The organism is Streptomyces sp. NPDC007917 (assembly GCF_042959105.1).
GTDB lineage: Bacteria > Actinomycetota > Actinomycetes > Streptomycetales > Streptomycetaceae > Streptomyces.
In genome coordinates this window covers 143,936-163,337 of the sequence record NZ_JBIBKK010000014.1, presented here as the reverse complement: position 1 = coordinate 163,337, position 19,402 = coordinate 143,936, and the positions used below count along the sequence as shown (strand labels likewise).

19 protein-coding genes and 6 pseudogenes are annotated in these 19,402 nt (G+C 67.5%); 8 read left to right on the top strand and 17 right to left on the bottom strand.

Annotated elements, in window-relative coordinates; all coding sequences use genetic code 11:
• Positions 1-474: 474 nt before the first annotated feature.
• Positions 475-846, bottom strand: a complete 372-nt coding sequence (locus ACFZDL_RS27395; RefSeq protein ID WP_353593863.1) for a VOC family protein — start codon at positions 844-846, stop codon at positions 475-477.
• An 81-nt stretch (positions 847-927) separates the two neighbouring features.
• Here ACFZDL_RS27395 and ACFZDL_RS27390 point away from each other — a divergent pair.
• Positions 928-1,317 (top strand): annotated as a pseudogene (locus tag ACFZDL_RS27390) (transposase family protein); the annotation flags it as partial.
• A gap of 185 nt (positions 1,318-1,502) precedes the next feature.
• Here the strand turns inward: ACFZDL_RS27390 and ACFZDL_RS27385 are convergent.
• From ACFZDL_RS27385 to ACFZDL_RS27370, 4 genes and pseudogenes are all read right to left on the bottom strand, one after another.
• Positions 1,503-1,880 carry a hypothetical protein gene (locus tag ACFZDL_RS27385; RefSeq protein ID WP_353593862.1) on the bottom strand — a complete coding sequence of 126 codons (378 nt, stop codon included), beginning with the start codon at positions 1,878-1,880 and terminating at the stop codon, positions 1,503-1,505.
• Positions 1,881-2,037: 157 nt separating this feature from the next.
• Positions 2,038-2,667, bottom strand: coding sequence for a transposase (locus ACFZDL_RS27380; RefSeq protein ID WP_353593861.1), 630 nt, complete (start codon positions 2,665-2,667; stop codon positions 2,038-2,040).
• Between the two features lie 579 nt (positions 2,668-3,246).
• Positions 3,247-3,424, bottom strand: a pseudogene (locus ACFZDL_RS27375) (transposase); the annotation flags it as partial.
• 21 nt (positions 3,425-3,445) lie between these two features.
• Complete coding sequence (locus tag ACFZDL_RS27370; RefSeq protein WP_353593860.1) at positions 3,446-4,033, bottom strand: NAD(P)H-dependent oxidoreductase; 588 nt, start codon at positions 4,031-4,033, stop codon at positions 3,446-3,448.
• Positions 4,034-4,119: 86 nt separating this feature from the next.
• Between ACFZDL_RS27370 and ACFZDL_RS27365 the strand changes: the two genes are divergently transcribed.
• Positions 4,120-4,608, top strand: a complete 489-nt coding sequence (locus ACFZDL_RS27365) for a MarR family winged helix-turn-helix transcriptional regulator (RefSeq protein WP_353593872.1) — start codon at positions 4,120-4,122, stop codon at positions 4,606-4,608.
• A gap of 129 nt (positions 4,609-4,737) precedes the next feature.
• On the opposite strand, the pseudogene ACFZDL_RS27360 reads toward ACFZDL_RS27365, so the two are convergent.
• Positions 4,738-4,983: pseudogene (locus tag ACFZDL_RS27360) on the bottom strand (IS701 family transposase); the annotation flags it as partial.
• Between the two features lie 408 nt (positions 4,984-5,391).
• On the opposite strand from ACFZDL_RS27360, the gene ACFZDL_RS27355 reads away from it, so the two are divergent.
• A complete protein-coding gene (locus tag ACFZDL_RS27355) occupies positions 5,392-6,315 on the top strand; it encodes a LysR family transcriptional regulator (RefSeq protein WP_353593859.1) in 924 nt (307 codons plus the stop codon).
• A 394-nt stretch (positions 6,316-6,709) separates the two neighbouring features.
• Here the strand turns inward: ACFZDL_RS27355 and ACFZDL_RS27350 are convergent, their stop codons facing one another.
• Both ACFZDL_RS27350 and ACFZDL_RS27345 read right to left on the bottom strand, forming a co-directional pair.
• A complete protein-coding gene (locus ACFZDL_RS27350) occupies positions 6,710-7,201 on the bottom strand; it encodes a hypothetical protein (RefSeq protein WP_353593858.1) in 492 nt (163 codons plus the stop codon).
• A 399-nt stretch (positions 7,202-7,600) separates the two neighbouring features.
• A pseudogene (locus ACFZDL_RS27345) lies at positions 7,601-7,930 on the bottom strand (MarR family transcriptional regulator); the annotation flags it as partial.
• Between the two features lie 999 nt (positions 7,931-8,929).
• On the opposite strand from ACFZDL_RS27345, the gene ACFZDL_RS27340 reads away from it, so the two are divergent.
• Both ACFZDL_RS27340 and ACFZDL_RS27335 read left to right on the top strand, forming a co-directional pair.
• Positions 8,930-9,265: a hypothetical protein gene (locus ACFZDL_RS27340; protein ID WP_353593857.1), complete on the top strand. Its 336-nt coding sequence runs from the start codon at positions 8,930-8,932 to the stop codon at positions 9,263-9,265.
• Between the two features lie 306 nt (positions 9,266-9,571).
• Entirely contained in the window at positions 9,572-10,177 is a 606-nt protein-coding gene (locus tag ACFZDL_RS27335; protein ID WP_353593856.1) for a lytic polysaccharide monooxygenase, read from the top strand.
• A gap of 342 nt (positions 10,178-10,519) precedes the next feature.
• On the opposite strand, the pseudogene ACFZDL_RS27330 reads toward ACFZDL_RS27335, so the two are convergent.
• The 5 genes and pseudogenes from ACFZDL_RS27330 to ACFZDL_RS27310 form a co-directional block, all read right to left on the bottom strand.
• Positions 10,520-10,654: pseudogene (locus ACFZDL_RS27330) on the bottom strand (RacP protein); the annotation flags it as partial.
• Between the two features lie 49 nt (positions 10,655-10,703).
• Complete coding sequence (locus ACFZDL_RS27325) at positions 10,704-11,870, bottom strand: hypothetical protein (RefSeq protein WP_353593855.1); 1,167 nt, start codon at positions 11,868-11,870, stop codon at positions 10,704-10,706.
• A 12-nt stretch (positions 11,871-11,882) separates the two neighbouring features.
• Complete coding sequence (locus tag ACFZDL_RS27320; protein WP_353593854.1) at positions 11,883-12,185, bottom strand: hypothetical protein; 303 nt, start codon at positions 12,183-12,185, stop codon at positions 11,883-11,885.
• Between the two features lie 4 nt (positions 12,186-12,189).
• Complete coding sequence (locus ACFZDL_RS27315) at positions 12,190-13,386, bottom strand: MFS transporter (RefSeq protein WP_353593853.1); 1,197 nt, start codon at positions 13,384-13,386, stop codon at positions 12,190-12,192.
• 331 nt (positions 13,387-13,717) lie between these two features.
• Positions 13,718-14,284 (bottom strand): annotated as a pseudogene (locus ACFZDL_RS27310) (TldD/PmbA family protein); the annotation flags it as partial.
• Positions 14,285-14,650: 366 nt separating this feature from the next.
• On the opposite strand from ACFZDL_RS27310, the gene ACFZDL_RS27305 reads away from it, so the two are divergent.
• Positions 14,651-15,022: a hypothetical protein gene (locus tag ACFZDL_RS27305; RefSeq protein WP_353593852.1), complete on the top strand. Its 372-nt coding sequence runs from the start codon at positions 14,651-14,653 to the stop codon at positions 15,020-15,022.
• 30 nt (positions 15,023-15,052) lie between these two features.
• On the opposite strand, the gene ACFZDL_RS27300 is transcribed toward ACFZDL_RS27305, so the two are convergent.
• Together ACFZDL_RS27300 and ACFZDL_RS27295 are read right to left on the bottom strand one after the other, a co-directional pair.
• Positions 15,053-15,304 (bottom strand): transposase, encoded by a 252-nt coding sequence (locus ACFZDL_RS27300; RefSeq protein WP_353593871.1) that lies wholly within the window; start codon positions 15,302-15,304, stop codon positions 15,053-15,055.
• Positions 15,187-15,606: a hypothetical protein gene (locus ACFZDL_RS27295; protein ID WP_353593878.1), complete on the bottom strand. Its 420-nt coding sequence runs from the start codon at positions 15,604-15,606 to the stop codon at positions 15,187-15,189. The genes ACFZDL_RS27300 and ACFZDL_RS27295 overlap by 118 nt, the downstream gene beginning before the upstream one ends.
• A gap of 181 nt (positions 15,607-15,787) precedes the next feature.
• Between ACFZDL_RS27295 and ACFZDL_RS27290 the strand changes: the two genes are divergently transcribed.
• Positions 15,788-16,423, top strand: a complete 636-nt coding sequence (locus tag ACFZDL_RS27290) for a DUF4352 domain-containing protein (protein ID WP_353593851.1) — start codon at positions 15,788-15,790, stop codon at positions 16,421-16,423.
• Positions 16,424-16,438: 15 nt separating this feature from the next.
• Here the strand turns inward: ACFZDL_RS27290 and ACFZDL_RS27285 are convergent, their stop codons facing one another.
• On the bottom strand, positions 16,439-17,104 hold the full coding sequence (locus ACFZDL_RS27285) for an IS5 family transposase (protein WP_353593850.1): 666 nt from the start codon (positions 17,102-17,104) through the stop codon (positions 16,439-16,441).
• A 64-nt stretch (positions 17,105-17,168) separates the two neighbouring features.
• Positions 17,169-18,515 (bottom strand): IS630 family transposase, encoded by a 1,347-nt coding sequence (locus ACFZDL_RS27280; RefSeq protein ID WP_353593849.1) that lies wholly within the window; start codon positions 18,513-18,515, stop codon positions 17,169-17,171.
• Between the two features lie 302 nt (positions 18,516-18,817).
• Between ACFZDL_RS27280 and ACFZDL_RS27275 the strand changes: the two genes are divergently transcribed.
• Entirely contained in the window at positions 18,818-19,387 is a 570-nt protein-coding gene (locus tag ACFZDL_RS27275; protein ID WP_353593848.1) for a MarR family transcriptional regulator, read from the top strand.
• Positions 19,388-19,402: the final 15 nt, after the last annotated feature.

Sequence of the window (19,402 nt, the reverse complement as noted above, 5' to 3'; positions counted from 1 at the left end):
GCACAGTTCGAAGTCCAGCACCGGTTGCCTCCCGGGCACGTCGCCCACGCCTTCCAGGCATGGGCTCTCGCGCTTCATCCATGGCCCGATCACGGCCCCAACCACGGGCAGGGAACCACCCTCTGGCGGGACCTGCACGCGCGAACACTGCTACAGGGCGCGGCCTCGACCATGACTCGCAAGGCACGCCGTGAACTTCTCGAAGCGGTTGCTCCCCTGGACCACCGCTTCTTGGCACGCACCCTGCCAGATCCCTTCTCACCCCCCACAGACCCCTGGTGGAAACGCCGCCTCGCACAGTGACCCTCCCCACGATCCACACACACAGGCTGTCCAACCATTGCCACTTCTCATCAACAATTCCGAGCCTCTGCCCTCGAGATCGCTCCCGAGAGCCAGGAACATCTGCTCTCAGCTCTGACCTACCTAAAGGCTGTCCCGCAATGAGCGAACCGAGGTGCAGAGGACCGGTCGTCACACCTCCTGGTAGAGGTTGACGATGTTGCCGTCGGGGTCGCGCAGCCACACCGAGCGGCGCCCCCAGGGCTGGGTTGTCGGCGGCTTGAGGATCTCAATACCCCGAGCCAACAGTCGTTCGTGGCGTGCGTCCACGTCGGTGACCTGGAACTCCAGGGTGAAGCCTCCGCTCGCAGCAGCGGCCATCGATCCGGGCACTATCGACTCCATGCCCTGTGTGGAGAAGAAGGACAGGACGGCACCGGGGACCGCCACCCGGGCGAAGGGGTCGCTCCCTTCGACATCTGCGTCCAGGACTGCGGCATAGAAGGCGGCAAGCGCCGGAACATTGTCGGTGATCAGGGCGGTGCCGGTGAAGTGTGGCTGCATCCGGGCATCGTACGTCGGGGGTCAGACACCGGGCCTTGGGAGGAGAAGAAGACAGCCGGTCGTGGGTGACATGATCTTGTCGTGTCTGGTGTAATCACGGCGTCGGAGCCCTCGTGGACAGCCCCGTACACCGGGCTGAGCCTACATCAGTTCGACAAGCTCATCACCGCGTTGCGGCACGAAGGCGTGGACCCGGTTCGCAAGGGCCGACCGTGGAGCCTGCCGCTGGAAGATCGGGTCCTGCTGGTCGCGGCGTACTGGCGCACCAACCTCACACTGCAGCAGCCGGCACCGCTGTTCGGGGTATCGAAGTCGGCCGCCAACCGCATCACCGACCACCTCGGCCCTGCGCTCGCGCTCTAGCAGCGCAGACACTTCCGCAAGGACACCGTCCTGATCGTGGATGGCACCTTGGTCCCCACCCGCGACCACACCATCGCCGAGCAGTCGAAGAACTATCGGCACTCCACTACCGGTAGTTCGTTAAATCCGGAGGTAGAGGTCAATGCCGTGGCCGGTGGTGACCGCGTCGATCAGGGCCTGGAGCTCGGAGGGTGGGTCCTTGTCCGTCCAGACTCGCCACCACCGCCCCTCTCTGGCCCCTCGTCGGGGCACGGGTCCGGCGCGGTGGCATCCAGGGGTCCGGGTGGGGTGAACTACTGGTTCCAGCAGAAGGAGAAGGCGCAGTTGACCAGGGTCTGGTGGCGGCGGATGGCGCGGTCGGAGCGGACTTGGAAGTCGGCCCAGCCGAGTTCGTCCTTGATCTGCTTGTAGCTCTGCTCGATCCACGGTCGCAGGCCGTAGAGGCGGATGATCTCGGCGAGGTCGGCCGGCGGGTGCGGGCTGGTGGTGGCATGGGGTGCGTCAGGGTGAGGCAGGTTGGTAGTCAGGTACCAGGTGGCCTTCTCCGGCAGGCTGGCTGGGTCGGTGGTGGCCACGACCAGTCGGCAGGGCGAGTCGGGGCCGTAGCCGCCCAGGTAGGCATCAGCGGCCCACCAGGTCTCGGTGTGCCCGTCGCGGAAGTGACGCTTCACGGGTGTCCAGTCGCCTGGACGCTTGGCATTGCGCCAGGTCAGGGCGTGGGCGGCTTCGATGGGGGTGTGCGGCTGGTCGGTCGGAGCCCAAGTGCCGCGGTGCGGCTTGAGGGCGACCGCGTAGGCCAGGCCGGCCTCGCGCAGTGCGAGGTACCAGTCATCGCTGACTTAAGTAGGCGCAGTCGGCGACTACGGCCCGGCAGCCGAAGCCCGCAGCCTTCCCGCGGGCTGCGAGGGCAGCGGCCAGCTGCGGTTTCGTACGGAAGGCCGGATCGGACCGGCCGCGGGCGAAGTGATGGGCGGGTGTGTAGTGAGTCGCGTGCAGCGGGTAGTACACGCGGCCGTCGGTCCACGCCGTGGTCACCGTGACGATACCGTTGTCCGTCTTGCCCAAACGGCCCAGCCACTGCCGGCCCATGTGCGCGGTCGCCGTGCCGTCCTTGCGGTCCCCGGAGTCGTCGATCACGATGACCCCGCCATCGTGAGGAGCCGTCGCCGGCTCCTCACGCAGCAGCTCAAGCCGCCGGTCGTTGACCTGCTCGACCTCCCAGGGCGACTCGGACAGGAAGAACTGCAGCCGCTGCACCCCTGGCATCCCCGCACCCGCCACTGGTTCCGCCCCTGCCAGGCAGGTGATCGTCTTGTTCCGCTCCCGTGGCGCCAGCAGCCCGGTCAGGTACTCGCGAAACCCTCGCCGCTGGGCCAGGCTGAAGAAGAGGTCGTCGAACCGGGCCGCGTAGTCCTCCAGTGGCCCGGGTGCAGGCGGACACGGACGGCGAGCGGTCATCTTCAGCCCTCAGCAGAGCAGTTGACTCCCGCCACCGGCCTACGACCAACCCGACCTACCGTTAACCCACACCACCGCCGGATTTAACGAACTACCGGTAATAAGCAGACTAAACGAGCAGCCCCAACGGACCGACTCAGAAGCAAGCACTGAACGACATCGGAAGCCGCTTCGAAGCGCCGCCAGGACAGTTCGGGGTTCGTGATGAACCCGACGCCGGGGTGGACCGGATGGTTGGGGCCGTCGTCCAGCGCCACGAACACGCCGAACCGTTCAATCGCCGTGAAGGTTCTGGAAAGGGTCTCGCCGAAGTGCAGTGATTCCAGAAACGCCCAGAGTTCTGGATTCTCAGACGGTCCGCCCAGGCTGCCCAGCCTTTCATGATGAGCTGCGCTCTGCCCGGGAGGTGTGTCACGCTGCCCTCTTGAGGCGGCGTCCGCTACAGCACCCCTTGAGCGAGCCCGTCGGCGCGTAGGCGTGGCCCAGCCAGTGCGCGGGTCTGGTCGTTGAGGTTGTAGCGCGCAGGTCGTGCATGGAACCGTCCGCGGGCCTTAGCGGTTTCGGAAACCGTCTGCCGCGGCCGTAGCATTCCGGCAGGTCACGCCAGGGAGCACCCGCCCGTAACCGCCACAGCACGCCGTTGATCACCTGCCGATGGTCGCGCGACGGACGGCCTGGTCCGTCGGCCGTCGGCCGTCGGCAGCAAGGGCTCCAATGTCTCCCATGCGGTGTCCGTCAGCTCGCCATGTCGTATCACAGGATCGGCCACGAACGGGCCTCAGACAGCCGTGGCCGTCCGCGCCTTGGCCTCGCGCACCCCGCGCAACGCGCCGGACCAGGCGATCACTTGGTCGAGCATGCCGCGGACCGCGGTGTCGAGGCCCTCCTGGGGGACGAAGGCGCCGGTGGAGAACGTGGGGATCAGCGGGACGGCGGGCTGGGCGCGGACCGTCGCCACTTGGAGTTCGGCGAGGACAAGCCGGAGCGCCTCGGCGGCCCGGACCCCGGCGGCCCAGCCGCCGTAACTGACGATGCCGGCCGCCTTGTCGTTCCACTCCCGGTAGACGTAGTCGAGTGCGTTCTTGAGTGCACCGGGGAAGGAGTGGTTGTACTCCGGGACGAGGAACACGAAGCCGTCGAAGCCGTCGATCAGCGCGGACCAGTCGCGGGTGTGCGGGTGCTGGTACTGCTGAAGGTTCGGATTGCCGCCCTCGTCGAGGTTGCCGAGATGGTGATGGGCGAGATCGATCAGCTCGTAGTCGGCGCCGCCATGGGCGCGCGCCGCTTCGAGCACCCAGGAGGCAATCTGCTCGCCCCGGCGTCCGGGTCGCGTGCTGCCGAGAATGATGCCAATGCGGAGTGCCATGATTCCCCTTCCCTAGGAGTTGTCACGTCAACTCTAGATCGAGGCGAGTTGAGGTGACAACTTCCCTGGTCGGTATCCTTTACGGCATGGCGGAGACTCATACGCTGGAACCCGATGAGTGGGATTTCTGGGACACCTGGATGCGCGCGCAGCGCCTGCTCACCAGGGAGCTGGAACGTGGTCTGCAGCGTGACTGCGGTATCTCGAAGGCCGAGTTCAGCGTGCTGGTGACGCTGTGGCGGGCCGCCGGCCGCGAGATGCGCGTCGGCGAGCTCTCCGAGTCGCTCGACTGGGACAAGAGCCGCGTCTCACATCAGCTGACACGCATGGAAAACCGCGGCTTCGTACAGCGCACCCAGTACGGGGCCGATGGCCGCCGCGCGGGGATCGTACTGACCGACGTGGGCCGCCGCACCGCCCAGAGCGCCGTCCTCACGCATGCCGGCAATATCCGCCGCCACTTCCTCGACTCACTCACCCCCGAGCAGGCGGCGGTCATCCGGGCATGGAGCGAGCAAGTGGTCGACCACATCGAGCCGCGCTGCGGCGAGGCCGCCGGCGACGGCGCATCCTAAAACGCGCCGGACACCGCTCGGACAGGCGTCGCCGATACGGCCCGGCATTATCTCGTGACCGCCGCCCAGGCCTTTCTCACCCTGCGGCGGCTCGACCCAAAAGCGCGGATGCCGGCCTGACCCTCCACCAGTGACGTGGTGGTGCCAGCCGCGCCAGGCGCTGCCCTCGAAGTGGTCCAGGCCCAGGCCGTGCTTGAGCTCGCGGTAGTCGTGCTCAATCCGCCAGCACATCTTCGCCCACCGCACCAGATCGGGGACCGGAGTGGTGGCAGGCAGATTGGTCATCCAGTAGCCGGTCGCAGCGGCAGAACGCCGTCCCACCGGCTGCGTCCGCCGGCACGGGTACGCAATCGACAGAGTCACTTCCTGACGGACCAGCCGGAGGAGCGGAGGCGCAGCGCTGCGTCGGTCTACCGGCAGGGCTGCGGGAATCAGTTCAGAAGGAACAGCCGAGTCAGTCGCTGTCCGTTGGACCCTTCACCACCACGTCGTGATTCGCCGGTGCCTGCGGTGCCGCGTCCGCCGCGTACGGCCCCCACGCCACCGCATCGCTGCTCACCGCAAACACCGTGATGATGCCCGCGGGTAGGCCGGACGGCTGGCATGGTGCGCTGCTTCATGTACGCCCCCGTTCTCCCCTGTGCCACGGAAGACCATCCGCGTGCCCAGCAGCCAGACTGCCCGCTGGGCAATCACCAGGAAAAAGGCCCAGTTGATACGTTTCCCACCATCGTTGATATGGTTTCACGTATGACGCAGTCGGGGGACGGTCGGGAAACACACTTGCGGGGAGATCCGAGCACGCATCAGCTGCGCCTGTTCCTGCTGCTCGCAGAAGAGCTGCACTTCGGGCGGGCGGCGCAACGGGCGTTTATGACGCAGCCGGCGTTCTCGCAGCAGATCCGTGCACTGGAACGACGCCTGGGCTTGACGCTGGTCGTCCGCGGCACCCGCACCGCAGGCCTCACCGAAGCAGGACAAGCACTGCTGTCAAACGTCAGCGCTGTGGTGGAGGCGGCGGATCGGTTGCAGCGGGCCGTCGCCGCACAGACACGGACCGTCTCCGGCCGGGTCGTGATCGGCTCCTTAGAGGCCACGACGTCCATACCGCCGATACCCGAAATCTTCGACGAGTTGCAGGCGGCACACCCCGGCCTGTCCATCGAGGTGTTGCGCATGGGGTTCGCCGACTGGGCCGAGGCACTTCTCGCCGGCGACTTGGACGTGGCGTTCGTCTTCCCGCCCGTGCCGCCGGGAGTGCAGACTCACCGCCTGACCACCATGCCCCGCGTCGTGTGCCTGCACGACCGCGACCCCCTCGCCAGCCAGGGAGTACTGACCCTCCAGCAGCTCGCCGACCGGCCCGTCGTCGGCTGGTCGCCAAGGATCCCCAAAACCTGGCGCGATTTCTGGTCCGTCGACCCCAGACCTGACGGCACCCCTATCCGCTACGCCGCCTACCAGACCACCGAATGGGAACCCGCCCTGGCCGCCATCGGCCTCGGCGAGGGAATCATGTTCCCCCCGGAACCATCCCGATGGCTCTACCAGCGGCACGGCGTCGCCTACGTCGACGTCACCGATCTCACCCCCTGCTGGACCGCCCTCGCCTGGCGCACCCAAGACCGCGACAAACCCGCCGTCACCGCCCTGCGCACCGCAGCCCGAACGGTCACCACCCGCCACAGCACGGCACGCAACGGCTGAAGCAAGACGATCCGCTTCACTCGGCCTCGACGGGTTCACCGGCTCAGTGGATGGCGGGGCAGTCCCTGGAAGTCGTCCGTGAGCGGATGCCGTGCCTGGATCGCAGTCGGGGCAGGCCAGATGGCCGGCCGACGGAACCGAACCGGCTGAGCGGCCGCGTGGTCGCCTTGAACACCGGCCCGGCCGGAGCAGGAGGCGTCCGCCTGTCGCGGGCCTCGGACCGGTGAGCCGGAAGCCGGGAGCCGGGAGCCGGACGCGAGCCTGTTGAAAGCCGCTGGGAGTGCCTGCAGGTTCCGCCTCCACGTGCTGCTGGTCACCCAAGTCGATCACGGGGGACGGGGGCAGGGCGCCCAAAGGCTGAGGCGAGTTGCGGGCCGCCCCTGACTTGTGCCCCTCACCGAACCGATGCGGACTCCTTGGCCGATCGCACCGCTCTGGCCTGAGCTGTGGAAACCGCCCGACGCACACCGTGGGCGACTTGCTCCCACAGCCGCCAGAACATGAAACCGGGGTACATGAGGGCTGTCAGGACCACTGCAGCCCAGATGTACAGGATCTTGTAAGAGGCGATCTGTTCCGGGACCATGGTGTCCGGGTTTGTCGGGTCTACTAGGACAGTCGTGTGCTTCCCGTCCAGCTCAAGTCGGCCACTGGCACGTTGCGTGTACGCCCGGCGGTTGATCGTCCACTCATAGGCGCACTCGTACGTCGGAACTTTCATGCTGGGGCCCTTCGTACCGTTGTCGATCCCTACCGACCCGTTCTCGGTGCAGTCGCTGACAGCCGCTGACAGCCGCACCTGATGCGCCAGGGAGTCCTGCTGACCGCGGACCCCAGCGGCGAGAACCAATAGGGAGACCGTCGCGACCGCCACCGTGAAGGCCATGGCCAGCAGATGAGCCGGCCAATCCCAGTACACCCCTAACCGTCCCAGCTGTCGATGCCGCCAGGACCCCGCCCCGGTACCGGCCAGCACAGCCCAGCCCGCTGTGGTCCCGTCTTGAAGCTGCGCACCCGTTCCTCCTTCACCGCGGCCGGGTCTCGGCGCGCGGTCTCCAGCCCAGCGCCGAGCAGGCGCCCCTGGGCAAGCCCCCGTTGGAGGGAGGCCTGTCCGGGGCCGCCTTCGGCTTGCCCGGGTCAGGGATGCCGAGTTCCGCGAGCAAGCCGCGCACCTTGGGTGGTGGTGCCATTGGCTGAAGGGTCACGATGACAGCACGGCGAGCGGAGCTCTCGGGGTTTCAGCTGCGGCCGGAGGGAAGACAGGGCATCAGCGCCGTGCGGATGACTAGGGCAGGGTGCTGCCGGTATTCCGGATCATCTGCTGGAGTACCTTGAGGGCAGTGACGTAGTCGGCGTCGTCGATGCCCTGGTGGATGCGGTCACGGATGTCCGGGGCATGCCGCTTGAAGTCGGCCCGGGCCTCGTCGCCCGACTCGGTGATCCACAGTCGTCCCATGCCGTCACGGGTGAGCCAGCCGCGCTCCAGCAGCACCCCCGCCTCGGCTTTGAGGTCATCCTCGGGCCTGAGGTAGGTGCTCATGGCCTGCTGGAGTTCGGGGATCGTCATACCGTGGCCGTCGGGTGAGATGTCGTTCTTCGACAGGTTGCGCAACAGCACCATACACCCCAGACCTCCAGCGAGTTTGGCTCAGGACAACTACAAGAATCCGCGAACCTGCTGGTCGCAGCGGCCAGAGGTCCGTCAGCGGATCACGGAAGCCCAGGGCGTCCTTGTGGTGGGCGAACGAGCACAGGGCTTCAGCATCGTCGGCGGCTGGCGGGCTGAATTCCTGCGGCATGTCCCGGCGCACGACTGGACAGCCGACCTCGTGCAGCCCCTTGGAGCTCCGGCGGCGTACCGGTACTGCTCGGGCTTGGGCTGCCACCAGCGGATTCAAGATCTGTGACAGGTTTCGGCAAGCTCGGTTATGCACGCTCGTTCCACCGATCGACCGGGGGCGGCGCGGCGATTCAAATCCGCAGAGCCTTACTGGCGTTTCATGCTTCAGAACAAACCACCGCGATGCGGAACATCCTGGTTCGCACAACGAATTCTTCCTCGCGAAGGGGGATACAAATGTTGAAACGTATTGGCGCACTTGCGGGTGCTGCGGCACTGGGCGGAGCTTTGATGCTCACCACAGCACCCAACTCCCAGGCCGCCGTCAGCGGGTGCTCGGCAACCAAAGAGTCCTCTGTGGCAGGCACTGGGCGCTGCAACACGGTCACTGGAGCCAGTTCCTGGCGAGTCGGGTGGATCTGCAGCGGCAACTATGACTGGACTGACTGGTTCTGGGAGAACGACCCGCGTGTGGCTCACGTGGCATGCGGCAGCGGTGGAACGTTGACGCACATCTGGATCGACAAGCGTCCCTGAGTTCGCCATCCCATCTAATTGTGCTGTTGCGGCCCGCCCGTCGCGCAATCAAGGGACCCGGCGCAAAGCGCCAGCCTCGCGGCCTGCGGCCTGATGCGATGTCAGCACCTTGCGCCACACTGGCCTCCTCTCCGACCAGCAGGGGGCCAGCGTGGCGTTCAGGGCCCTGCACGCGCAGTGGGGGACCATCTTCGCGCACCTGCCGAACCTCGGGTGCGGGCAGAGCTGGGATGCCGAGTGGAAGACCCGGTCGCCCGCACCGATACCACCAACCCCATCGCGGCCTGGAAGACTGCCCTCGAAGCCCAGCTCGCCCCCGCGACCAACGCCGACATCACCGTCCGCACCGAGAGGATGCGGGCCGACGGCGTCACCTCGATCTGGTTCAGCGACCGGCCCCGCCCGCCCTGGCTGGGCACCGCCCCCTCAATACGGCTGGCCACCGAGGACACCGGCCAGGGCCTTCTCGTCGCTGAGGGGCTGGTGAAGTTCGACGGCCGCGGCTGGAAGCCGGTCCCGGCCTCTCGCAGAGATCGTTTTCTCTCGATATTTTATCCCGGAATGAGTGTTTGATCCCTGGGTGTCGGGTCGCGCCAGGAGAGGGTGGCATCGCCGGCCAGGCACACCGGTCCAGGCCGCATCCTCCTTTTCCGGTCCCGCGAACAATTCTGACTCCCGGCTCACGGCAGATTCCCTGCTCGCCACCCACCCCTGTAATCAACTCCGTCTGCTTCCTTGACATCTCACTCAGAAGACCTAACTTTGGGAGCGCTCCCATAGCAGCCTTGCAACTGGAAGGAGTCCCCCCACATGCGCAAAAAGAGTCCGTTAACCGGGCGTTCGCGGGCGTCCCTCCGCCGGCCTCTCCAGGCGCTCGTCATGCTGTTCGCCATGGCCGTCGGCGCCTTCGCATGGTCGACCCCCGCCCAGGCTCACGGCACCGTCGTCGGCCCCGCCACCCGCGCGTACCAGTGCTGGAAGACGTGGGGCAACGACCACACGAACCCGGCCATGCAGACCCAAGACCCCATGTGTTGGCAGGCCTTCCAGGCCAACCCCGACACCATGTGGAACTGGATGAGCGCGCTCCGCGACGGCCTCGGAGGCCAGTTCCAGGCACGGACCCCCGACGGGACACTCTGCAGCAACAACCTCTCGAGGAACGCCAGCCTGGACAAGCCCGGACCGTGGAAGACCACCACCATCGGCAACAACTTCTCGGTCCACCTGTACGACCAGGCGTCCCACGGTGCCGACTACTTCAAGGTCTACGTGAGCAAGCAGGGCTTCAACCCCAAGACCCAGACCCTGGGCTGGGGCAACCTCGACTTCATCACGCAGACCGGCCGCTTCGCCCCGGCACAGGACATCACGTTCCCCGTCCAGACCTCCGGCTACACCGGACACCACATCCTGTTCGTGATCTGGCAGGCCTCGCACCTCGACCAGGCCTACATGTGGTGCAGCGACGTGAACTTCGGCTGAGCCGCAAAGCACCGCACACGGCACCGGCCTCGGCCGGGCGCCGGTAACACGCCGCCCGGCCGACCGAGCCCCGTCGGGGCAAGGGCCCCAATTGGTCACCCTGCCCCGACGGGGCTTCCTGCGTTCCTCACTTGACTCTGTCGGGGATCTTGGATGGTCGGGCTCAACTGCCGAGGATCCGCCAGGACTTCGACGGGGGATCTCGTTCTGGTCCAGGGGTGATTTCCATGTCGATGCCGAGGGTGGCGGCATGTTCGACGAAGTGCTTGCGGTAGCCGCCATCGACCCAGACCTTGCGCAGGTCAGGTGGGCAGCAGCGACCTGACCGAGCAGTTGGGTGCCAGCTGCGGCACGCGGGGCGACCGTGCCGGTGATGAACCGCCGGAACTCGGTGAGCTTCTCGGCGAGCACGGCCCGCTCGTATGCCTCCAGCGCCGCGCGGTCGGCGCCGAGCTGGTAGCCGTCGGCTCTGGTCCAGGCCCTGTTCTCCCGAAGCTACAGCGAAGCAACAAGTAGCTCTCTGTGATCAGAGTGACGCTCGGTCAGGGAGCGCGAGGCGGGGGCCGGGGACCTCGCCGACTTGGAGAGCGGCGAAGTCGGCGTGGGTCTGTTCGACGGCTTCGGGGTACGCCTCGCGCTTGGCGTGCTCGGCGAGCGCCCGGTAGATGCTCGCGACGGAGGGGCTCTGTCCCTTGCGCTTGCCGGTGGGGATGATCAGGTCGGGCTGGATCTGCTCGACGGACTCGCCGCTCGCGCGGCGCCGGAGCACGGTGCGGAGCATGTCGTCGGTGATGACCGGCGGACGCAGCCACGTCCCGTGCTCTTCCCAGTACCGCCCCGCCTCGGGGCGGCGAACCTTGACCCAGTGCACTGGGTTCTCGGCGTAGCTCTCGATACAGGTTGATGCCGCCGTAGTCGGAGACGAAAGCGCCGTTGTCCCCATGATCGAAGAGAAACTGTTCAAGGACGTCGTCGGACCAGCGCAGGGATGCCAGTGCAGGATCGGCACGGAAGAGGCGGGGTCGATGCGAGGGAACAGCAGTGCCGCCGCGTGTCCACCCGTCGCGAGTTCCATACCGAACCAGGTGGCGAACTGGTCGGGGAAGACCTGCACCTTCATCTCCCGTTTGCCGCCCGGCTCCCCCAGCGGCTCGCGGCGGCGGAGAGCATCAGTGACGTCCTGGTGCTGCGTGGGGTGGAGCTGCTCGCCCGCCTGGAGCCGGTCGCGGACCACGTCGTACAGGCCCAGCGCATCGAGCAGGCCCAGCCCGATGGCCGCCGCCGACGGCCAGGGCAGGACGCGCAGTTCGTCTCCGACGACCTTCACGAACACCCGGTCGTTGGCGAGCAGCAGGGCGTCGCGGCTGGCGAGCAGCAGGGCCGTGGTGGTCTTGCCCGCGCCCTTGGAGCCGAAGGCGAGCAGGGCGCGGTCGTCGCAGACGACGGCGGAGGCGTGCAGGAGTGTCCAGCCGTCACGCAGCGGGGACGCACGGATCATCTCCCGGGCGATCCGTGCGGCGGCCAGCGCCAGCGGCTGCGCCGTGCGGCCGGAGAGGGTGACGTGGCCGCCGAACTGTTCGGAGCGGTAGGCGAGCCCTTCCGCCGGGGAGACGCCAGTGATGCTGCCTGTCCTGTCCCGGGCGAGCAGCAGCGGGGACGTGGAGGTACCGGCGCGGGTCGGCCTGCTCCGCATAGACCCACGGCATCACTGGTCGGCTAAGGGCAGGCGTTGCCGGGCTCGCCGGGCGTCGGCCTTGACGAAGTGGGTGGCGTCGTCCACGCGGTAGACGCGACCGGTCTCGGTGCGGGCCTCGCCGCAGCGCAGTGCGACGGTGTCGGTGTTGAGCCAGCCGGACGCCCGCCCGTCCCAGCTGCTGAACTGGACGCCACACACCCCCAGCGCTGCCAGGTCGTCGGCGGAGACGGGGGCGGTCAGACCAGGATCGGCCAGCTGCGGGCACGGGAACTCTTCGCCGGAGTCGGCTTCCTCCCATGTCCACGGTGCCACGGCCTCATCCCTGGGCTTCCTCCTTCGTGAGTCCAGTGCGCGGCCGGTCCCGCTCGGGCGGCCAGAGGGCAATCAGCACGGCGCTGGCGGCCAGCGCGGCGCCGGCCAGGGCGGTGCTGCGGGGCCCAGCATGGCTCAGGGCGAGGCCGCCGGACGACGAGCCGAGGGCGATACCTATGTTGTAGGCGACCGAGTTCCCGGCCGAGGCCATGTCCGTGCTGCCGGGTGCGAACTCCATGACACGGTTCTGCAGCGCCGGAGTCAGCGCACCCATGGCGAGCCCGGTGAGCACGAGGGTGGTCCCAGCGGCCACAGGGTTGGTCCCGAGGGCGAACATACTGATCAGCGTGGTGGTCAGGAGGACAGCCGGGAGCAGCACGGCGAGCCGCTGGTTCCAGTCGGAAAGGAAGCCCCCGACCGTGATCCCGCCGAAGTCGGCCAGCCCACGGGCGACCAGCAAAGGCCCCAGCAGTACGGCTGGCATGCCGGCGACTGAGGTGACGAACGTGGATGTGTAGGTGAAGACGGCGAAGAACCCCGCCACCGACAGCGCCGTGGTGGCGAGCACCAGCACGTATCGGCAGGCGTCGGGCGATGTGCCGCGTCCGGCGTGCTCGTGATACGCCGGAGTGGCCGGCATCGCCACGGCCAGGACGAGCAATGCCAGGAGGCCCAGTCCTGCCAGGGCGAGAAACGTCGCCCGCCAGCCGGCCTGCTGCCCCAGCCAGGTCCCTGCGGGAACGCCCAGCATCGGTCCGAGCGAACCGCCGGTGAACACCACGGCGGTCACCCGCCCCCGTACGTGCACGGGAAACATGCCGGCGGCGACCGGAGCCACGACCGCCCAGAAGACGGCCTGGCTGAGTGCGGTCAGCAGGCGGGCGGCAAACAGCAGGCCGTATCCGGGTGACAGGGCCGATGCGACGGTTGCCGCCGTTAGCAGCGCCACGAGCCCGAGCAGCAGGGGGCGGCGCGGCGCCCGCGCCACCGCCCGGGCCAGTGGCAGCGAGACGACCGCGACCGTGACTCCGTACCCGGTCACCAGCAGGCCGATGCGGGAGGACGGCACACCCAGATCCGAGGACATCACCGACAGCAGACCCACCGGCACGGTCTCCACCGAGACGTAGCAGAACGCTGTGACCGCGAGGGCCAGCAGCGCCGACGTCGGCCGCTTCCCGGCGTCAGTCCGTTCCTTCATGCCAGATCACCTCCGTGGCCGCGACCTTCACGAACGCCTCGACGGCGACATCGAGGGGCACGGGAGCCAGGGCGCAGCCGTCCGCGTCCGTCACCGGCTCACCGAAACGGCGCCCAGACCGTCGCCTCCGTCTACTACGCGTACGAGAAGCATCCCGAGAACGTCTCGCCGGCCGCTGTCCTGGTTCGGTTCATCTCCGTGGCGAGGGCACCCGAGGACTTCGCCCGGTTCGTCGTCACCGCTACCCCTACCCAACACCGCGCGGAATTGCGCGACTTCGTCGAGCCCTGTCAGTCGCGGGCTGTGCCGACTGATGGTCAGGTGCTTGAGCTCGCCGTTGCGCACCGTCCCGGCCCGACGCCGACCACAGCTGATAGATCAGCAGGTCGGAAACGGCGGTCGGCAGCAGCAGCGCGTCGTGCCGTCCGGCCGGCAGCTCGATCCTCCGCTCCGTCCAGCCGAGTCGTACGGCGAGCTCCGCGTTCAGCGCCGCCGGGTCGACGTCCTTGAAGTCCCGTGTCGAGCGCCCGGCCCACGCCGAGCGCGTACGGTCCGACGACTTGGCGTTGAGCTCCAGCGACCCGTTGGGTCGGCCGTGCCGCAGGCGCAGCCCCGTCGACGTACCGGCATAGCTTGACACCAACTCGTGGTTGGTGAAGCCGTCCAGCTCGCGGCCGCCCGCACGCGCGCGTGCGAACGCCTCACCGAGTGTCGGTGCGAAGTCGGCGAACACGGTCGACGAGGTCCCGGCGGGCACGTCCGAGAAGTCCGGCGACTGGGCAACGCCCGTGACCAGCGGATGCACGTCCTCCGCCGACCCGGCGCCGCGCGTGGTGGCCTCAGAGGCCCGCACCAGCGGCTCCAGCTCGTCCACGGTCACGGCCGAGCGCGAGACGACGTCGAACCCGCCGATCAGGTCCTCCCTCGACATTCCGGTCGGGTCCGGCTGCAGCGACGCTTGCAGGTTCTGGCCACGATTGCGTGGAGCATCGGCTCGACGAGGTACGGACCGACGACGCACTGGTCGTAGTCGTCACGGAATCCAGGTCACAACCAACTGCGCTCTGACCGCAGTTTGGTGAAGATCGCGGTCGTCATGGAGTCGCGGATCACCCGTGCGGGGTCACCGCCTGATCCTTGGGCGTCCGCTCTCCAGAGCGTCCCGGGCCGCTTCCATGAAGGCGTGGCGACATTCGCGTTTGGTGGCGCCCTGTCCAGGTGGAACTGCGTCGCGCATGTGTGCGTGTAGCGCCTTGGTGTAGTCGTGGGCGACCTGTGCTGTCTGATGCGAACAGGTCAGCTCGACGGCCTTCTTCGCGAGCCACAGGTCGTGCAGTCTCTCGTCTGCAGGGTCATCAGAGGCCGGAAGACCGAGTTCTCGGCGATCCAGTATCAACTCGACGCGCTGCGCGGCAGCCAGGAATCCCGAGATGGCCTCTTTGCGCTCAGTGCGCTCTACATCTTTGCGTTGTTGACGGTCACGTTGCACCTCGACGCGCGTCGCCAGGTACTGCCCTACGAGCGTCCCCGTGGTCCCGAGAAGGACACCGATCAGGGCGAGAACCGTGCCTCCAGTAACTCCATCCATGGCATACAGCCTGGTAGATGGGATGCTGTGCCGCGGCCGGGTTCTTGAAAACCGCCTTCTACCTGGATTTGGTGAGGCTCATGACTGAGTGAGGATGCGAGTCCGGAGGAGTTCGAACGAGGCCCGGCCATACATGGCGCGCTTGAGTGTTTTGATGCGGTTCGCCGCGCCCTCGATGCTGCCGGAGCTCCAGTCCAGGGTGAGCCCGGCTGTCACAACGTCGAGATCCCGGAGCAGGTGGAGCTCGAAGCCAGTGAGGCCGGGTAACTGGCTGGCGTCGACTGCGTCGAACCAGCCAGGGAGCGTGGAGCCGAGGCGGTCGGTGAGTATCTCGCCGAAGTGGCGGACATGTCCGGCGGCCGCGTCCAGTTCGGGCAGTGGGCCAGGACAGCCTTCAGGCCGGCCCGGTCTTCCTCGGTCAGGGTCGCGGGGTGACGGGTGATCCAGCCGGTCACCTGCCGCACCGTCGGCGGCCGCGGCGGCGCCTGGGAGGGAGCGCCGCGCAACGTGGCGACGTGGGCGCGGACCATGCCGTAGGTGACAGGAGCGTGCTCGGCAATCAGCTCGCTGTGAAATCGGGTGACGCTGGTGCACCCCTCGGCGAATCGCCGCCTTCTGAGGATGGTGCGCACGCGGCTGGCAGCCTCCACCACCGCCCTCTCGGCGGCCGCCTCCGCCTCAACTAGTGCAGTTCGGTTACAGAACGGCCGTTCCCCGCACCATCGATCTGTACAAGGATTCCAGGCATCGACACACTGACCTGGATCAGTCGTCATACTCACCTGGTCCATCGAGAATGTACGGGGGGATTCCATGCGCCGTTCCATCGCGGCTGCCGCCGCGGTCGTCACGCTCACCGCCACCCTTGTGGCATGTGGGGGTTCGGACGGGGGCAGCGACAAGGCCGGGCCCACGGGGCCCACGAAGGGCGCCGGCTCCAGCAGCACCACCCAGCCGGCCGGCGAGCAGTCGCCCGGCGCCACCGCCGGTAGCACACAGGCGCCCGTCGGCAAGCTCGGCGACACCCTCAAGCTGGTGGGGATGGAAGGCAGCCTGAACGGCACGGGCACGATCGAGGCCGACTTCACGTTGGAGAAGTTCGAGAACCACGCCAAGCCTGCGATCGGCGCACCCCAACCGGCCGCCGGGAACCGCCTCGTGGCCGCCAAGTTCACCATCGTCGAGACCGGCACCGGCACCTACCAGGACTCCGGGTACGCGGAGGCGATGGTCTACGACGCGAACGGGCAGGGATATCAGGGCAAGCCCGGATCCCCCACCGTCGGCAAGTCCCTTGGCGGCCTCCAACTGATCGTCAAGCCGGGTCAGCGGGTCTCCGGCTGGATCGTCTTCGAGGTGCCGAAGGACGCGAAGATCACGTCCGTGACGTATGTGATGGAAAAGGTCGGGCCGGACCCCGAGCGCACGGGCAAGTGGACCCTCGACTAGGCGGTTTCGTTTGCCTCATCGGGCGGACCAGAGGAAGATGCCGGCGATGTGGAGTCCGGGGATCACGGCCCGGATGCCGCGTCGGCGCAGGTGCTCGCGGATCGCGCGGGACGAATACGCCCTGTCCGCCAGGACCACTCCGGTCTGGTGCGTGGCCCGCCCCGTCGGCGGGGAACACGCAGGCGGGCCATGACCTCGGTGAAGGCGGGTGCATCGCCTGCTTGTCCGGCGGTGAGGACGAAAGCCAGAGGCCGACAGCCGGCATCGGCAGCCAGGTGGATCTTGGTGGTCAGTCCGCCGCGGGACCGTCCGATGGCATGGTCGTCGGGTTCGCCGGCCGGGGCCCCTTTTGCGGGCCCCGGCCGCATGCTGGTGGGCTCGCACGATCGTGGAGCCCTCCGAAACCGCCCAGTCGTGGTCCTCATCGGTGTCGGCCTGAGCCATCAGAGCGGTGAACACCCGCTCCCAGGTGCCGTCGACGGCCCACCTCCGCAGCCGGTTGTAGACGCCGCGCCAGTTTCCGTACTTCTCCGGCAGGTGCACCCACTGCGTTCCCGTCTGGAACTTGAAGGCGATCGCGTCGATCACCTCCCGGTGATCCCTCCAACGACCGCCCCGCATCGGCGTCCGGTCCGGGAGCAACGGCTCGATCCGTGCCCACTGCGCATCAGACAACGACACATCAGTCCAACGATCTGATGATCCAAACGACACGGCCTAGTGTGATGCGCCGGAAATCGCGGGCTTAAGTCTCTTGCTGGTTTTCGGCGGCTGGCGGAGTGACCTTGGCGAGGTAGTCGGCGAGGGATTTGACGATATCGTCGGCGGTCTTGGTCCAGGTGAAGGGCCTGGGGTTCTCATTCCATGAGTCGATCCAGGCCCTGATGTCGTCCTCCAGCGCCTTCACCGAGGTGTGGACGCCGCGTCGGATGAGTTTGTCGGTCAGCAAGCCGAACCACCGCTCGACCTGGTTGATCCAGGAAGAGCCGGTCGGGGTGAAGTGGACATGGAAGCGAGGGTGCCTGCCAAGCCAGGTCTTGATCTCGGGAGTGTTGTGGGTGGCGTAGTTGTCACACACCAGATGCACGTCGAGTCCAGCGGGGACCGCCTTGTCTATCGTGGCCAGGAACTTCTTGAACTCGATGGCGCGGTGGCGGCGGTGCAGTTCACCTATGACGGTGCCGTCTGCGATGTTGAAGGCGGCGAACAGGCTGGTGATGCCGTGCCGCAGGTAGTCGTGGGTACGCCGTTCGGGCATGCCCGGCATCATCGGCAGCACCGGCTGCGAGCGGTCCAGCGCCTGGATCTGGGCCTTCTCGTCCACGCATAACACCACTGCTTTCTCAGGCGGGTTGTGATAGAGGCCGACGACGTCGACAACCTTCGCAACAAACTGCGGGTCGGTGGAAAGCTTGAAGGCATCCTGCAGGTGCGGCTTGAGGTCGAACTTCTTCCAGATCCGCCCGATTGTGGACTTCGACAGCCCGGTGCGGGCGGCCATGGAGGCCCGCGACCAGTGCGTGTCCTGGCCCGAGGTGGATTCCAGCGTCGCGACGACAACGTCCTCGACCTGGTCGAGCAGGATGGACGGCGGCCGACCGGGCCGCGGCTCGTCGACCAGACCCTCCAGCCGCCGTTTGACGAACCGGGCCCGCCAGCGGTTCACCGACTGCTCGCTCACCCCGAGTTCGGCCGCCACCTGCTTATTCGTCCCGCCCTCCGCGCACCGCAGCACGATCCTCGCGCGCAAAGCCAGGAACTGCGCGGTCTTCGCGCGCCTCGCCCAACGCGTCAGCTGAGCCCGTTCGTCATCGCTGAGCACCAGCTCCGACTTACGCCGGCCCGGCTGCGGCTCATCCGCAAGTCCGGCCATCCGCCGGTCAGCAAACCGCGAGCGCCACTTCCTCACCGTGTCCGCGGTTACCTTGAACTCCGCCGCCACACGCGTATTCGGCTTCCCGTCCGCGCACGCCAGGACGATGCGTGCCCGCTCCACGAGACGGGGCGCCACCGCCCCGCCCGCCCAGCGCAGCAACTCGGCGCGTTCATCATCGGACAGCACAACCTCGACGGCACGGGGACCCCGGGACATGAAAACAGGCTACAGACTTAAGCCCGCGATTTCCGGCGCATCACACTAGGGCCGGTACTAGGCCCTCAATGACAGCGCCGTCCAACGCCAGGTAGTCGGAGCCGGATGGAGGTGGGCCTGCGCTCCCTCACCGTCCATGTCGGCCGCGCATGCCGCGGATGTACGGGAACTGATCGTCGTGTCCCCGTGAACCGCCCCGGCCGACTCCTCATGAGGGCGAGGGCAACGGGGCACCGTATAATTTGGGCCCGAACAATTCCTGATGTCTCATGCCTTCGCAGGCGGCCCGAAGGAGCGTGCCCGTGCCCGGCCATCGATCCATCGCCGAAGCCGAGAAACTGGCAGCGGCCAGGCTCGGCGGTATCCCCGTCCGGCATGACCAGATGGCCGTTGTCGCCAACATCTATCGCGCCGCCTCGGCGGTGCGGCAGCACCTGGAGAACTCCGTGTTGCGCGGCGTCGACCTGACCTGGACCGCCTTCGTGGTGCTCTGGGTCATCTGGATCTGGGGCGAGTCGGAGACGCGGCACGTGGCCGAAGAGTCCGGGATTTCCAAGGGCACGCTCACGGGGGTTGCCCGGACGCTGGAAAGACGAGGGCTTGTGCAGCGAGCAGACCATCCCACCGACGGGAGGCTGGTGCTGCTGAGCCTGACCGACGAAGGGGAGGAGCTTATGCAGCGCCTCTTTCCGGCGTTCAACGAGGAGGAATCCTTCGTCACCGGGCGGCTCAGCGACGCGGACTGCCGGACCGTCGCCGACGGACTGCGCCGGGTGGTGCTGCAGGTGGAGGAGAACGGCGAGGAGCGCCGCCAGGATCTGTTGGGCGGTACCGCCCCCGCGCCACGCCGCAGCGGCCGCCGTAAGGCCTGAGCCGCGACAGTCCCG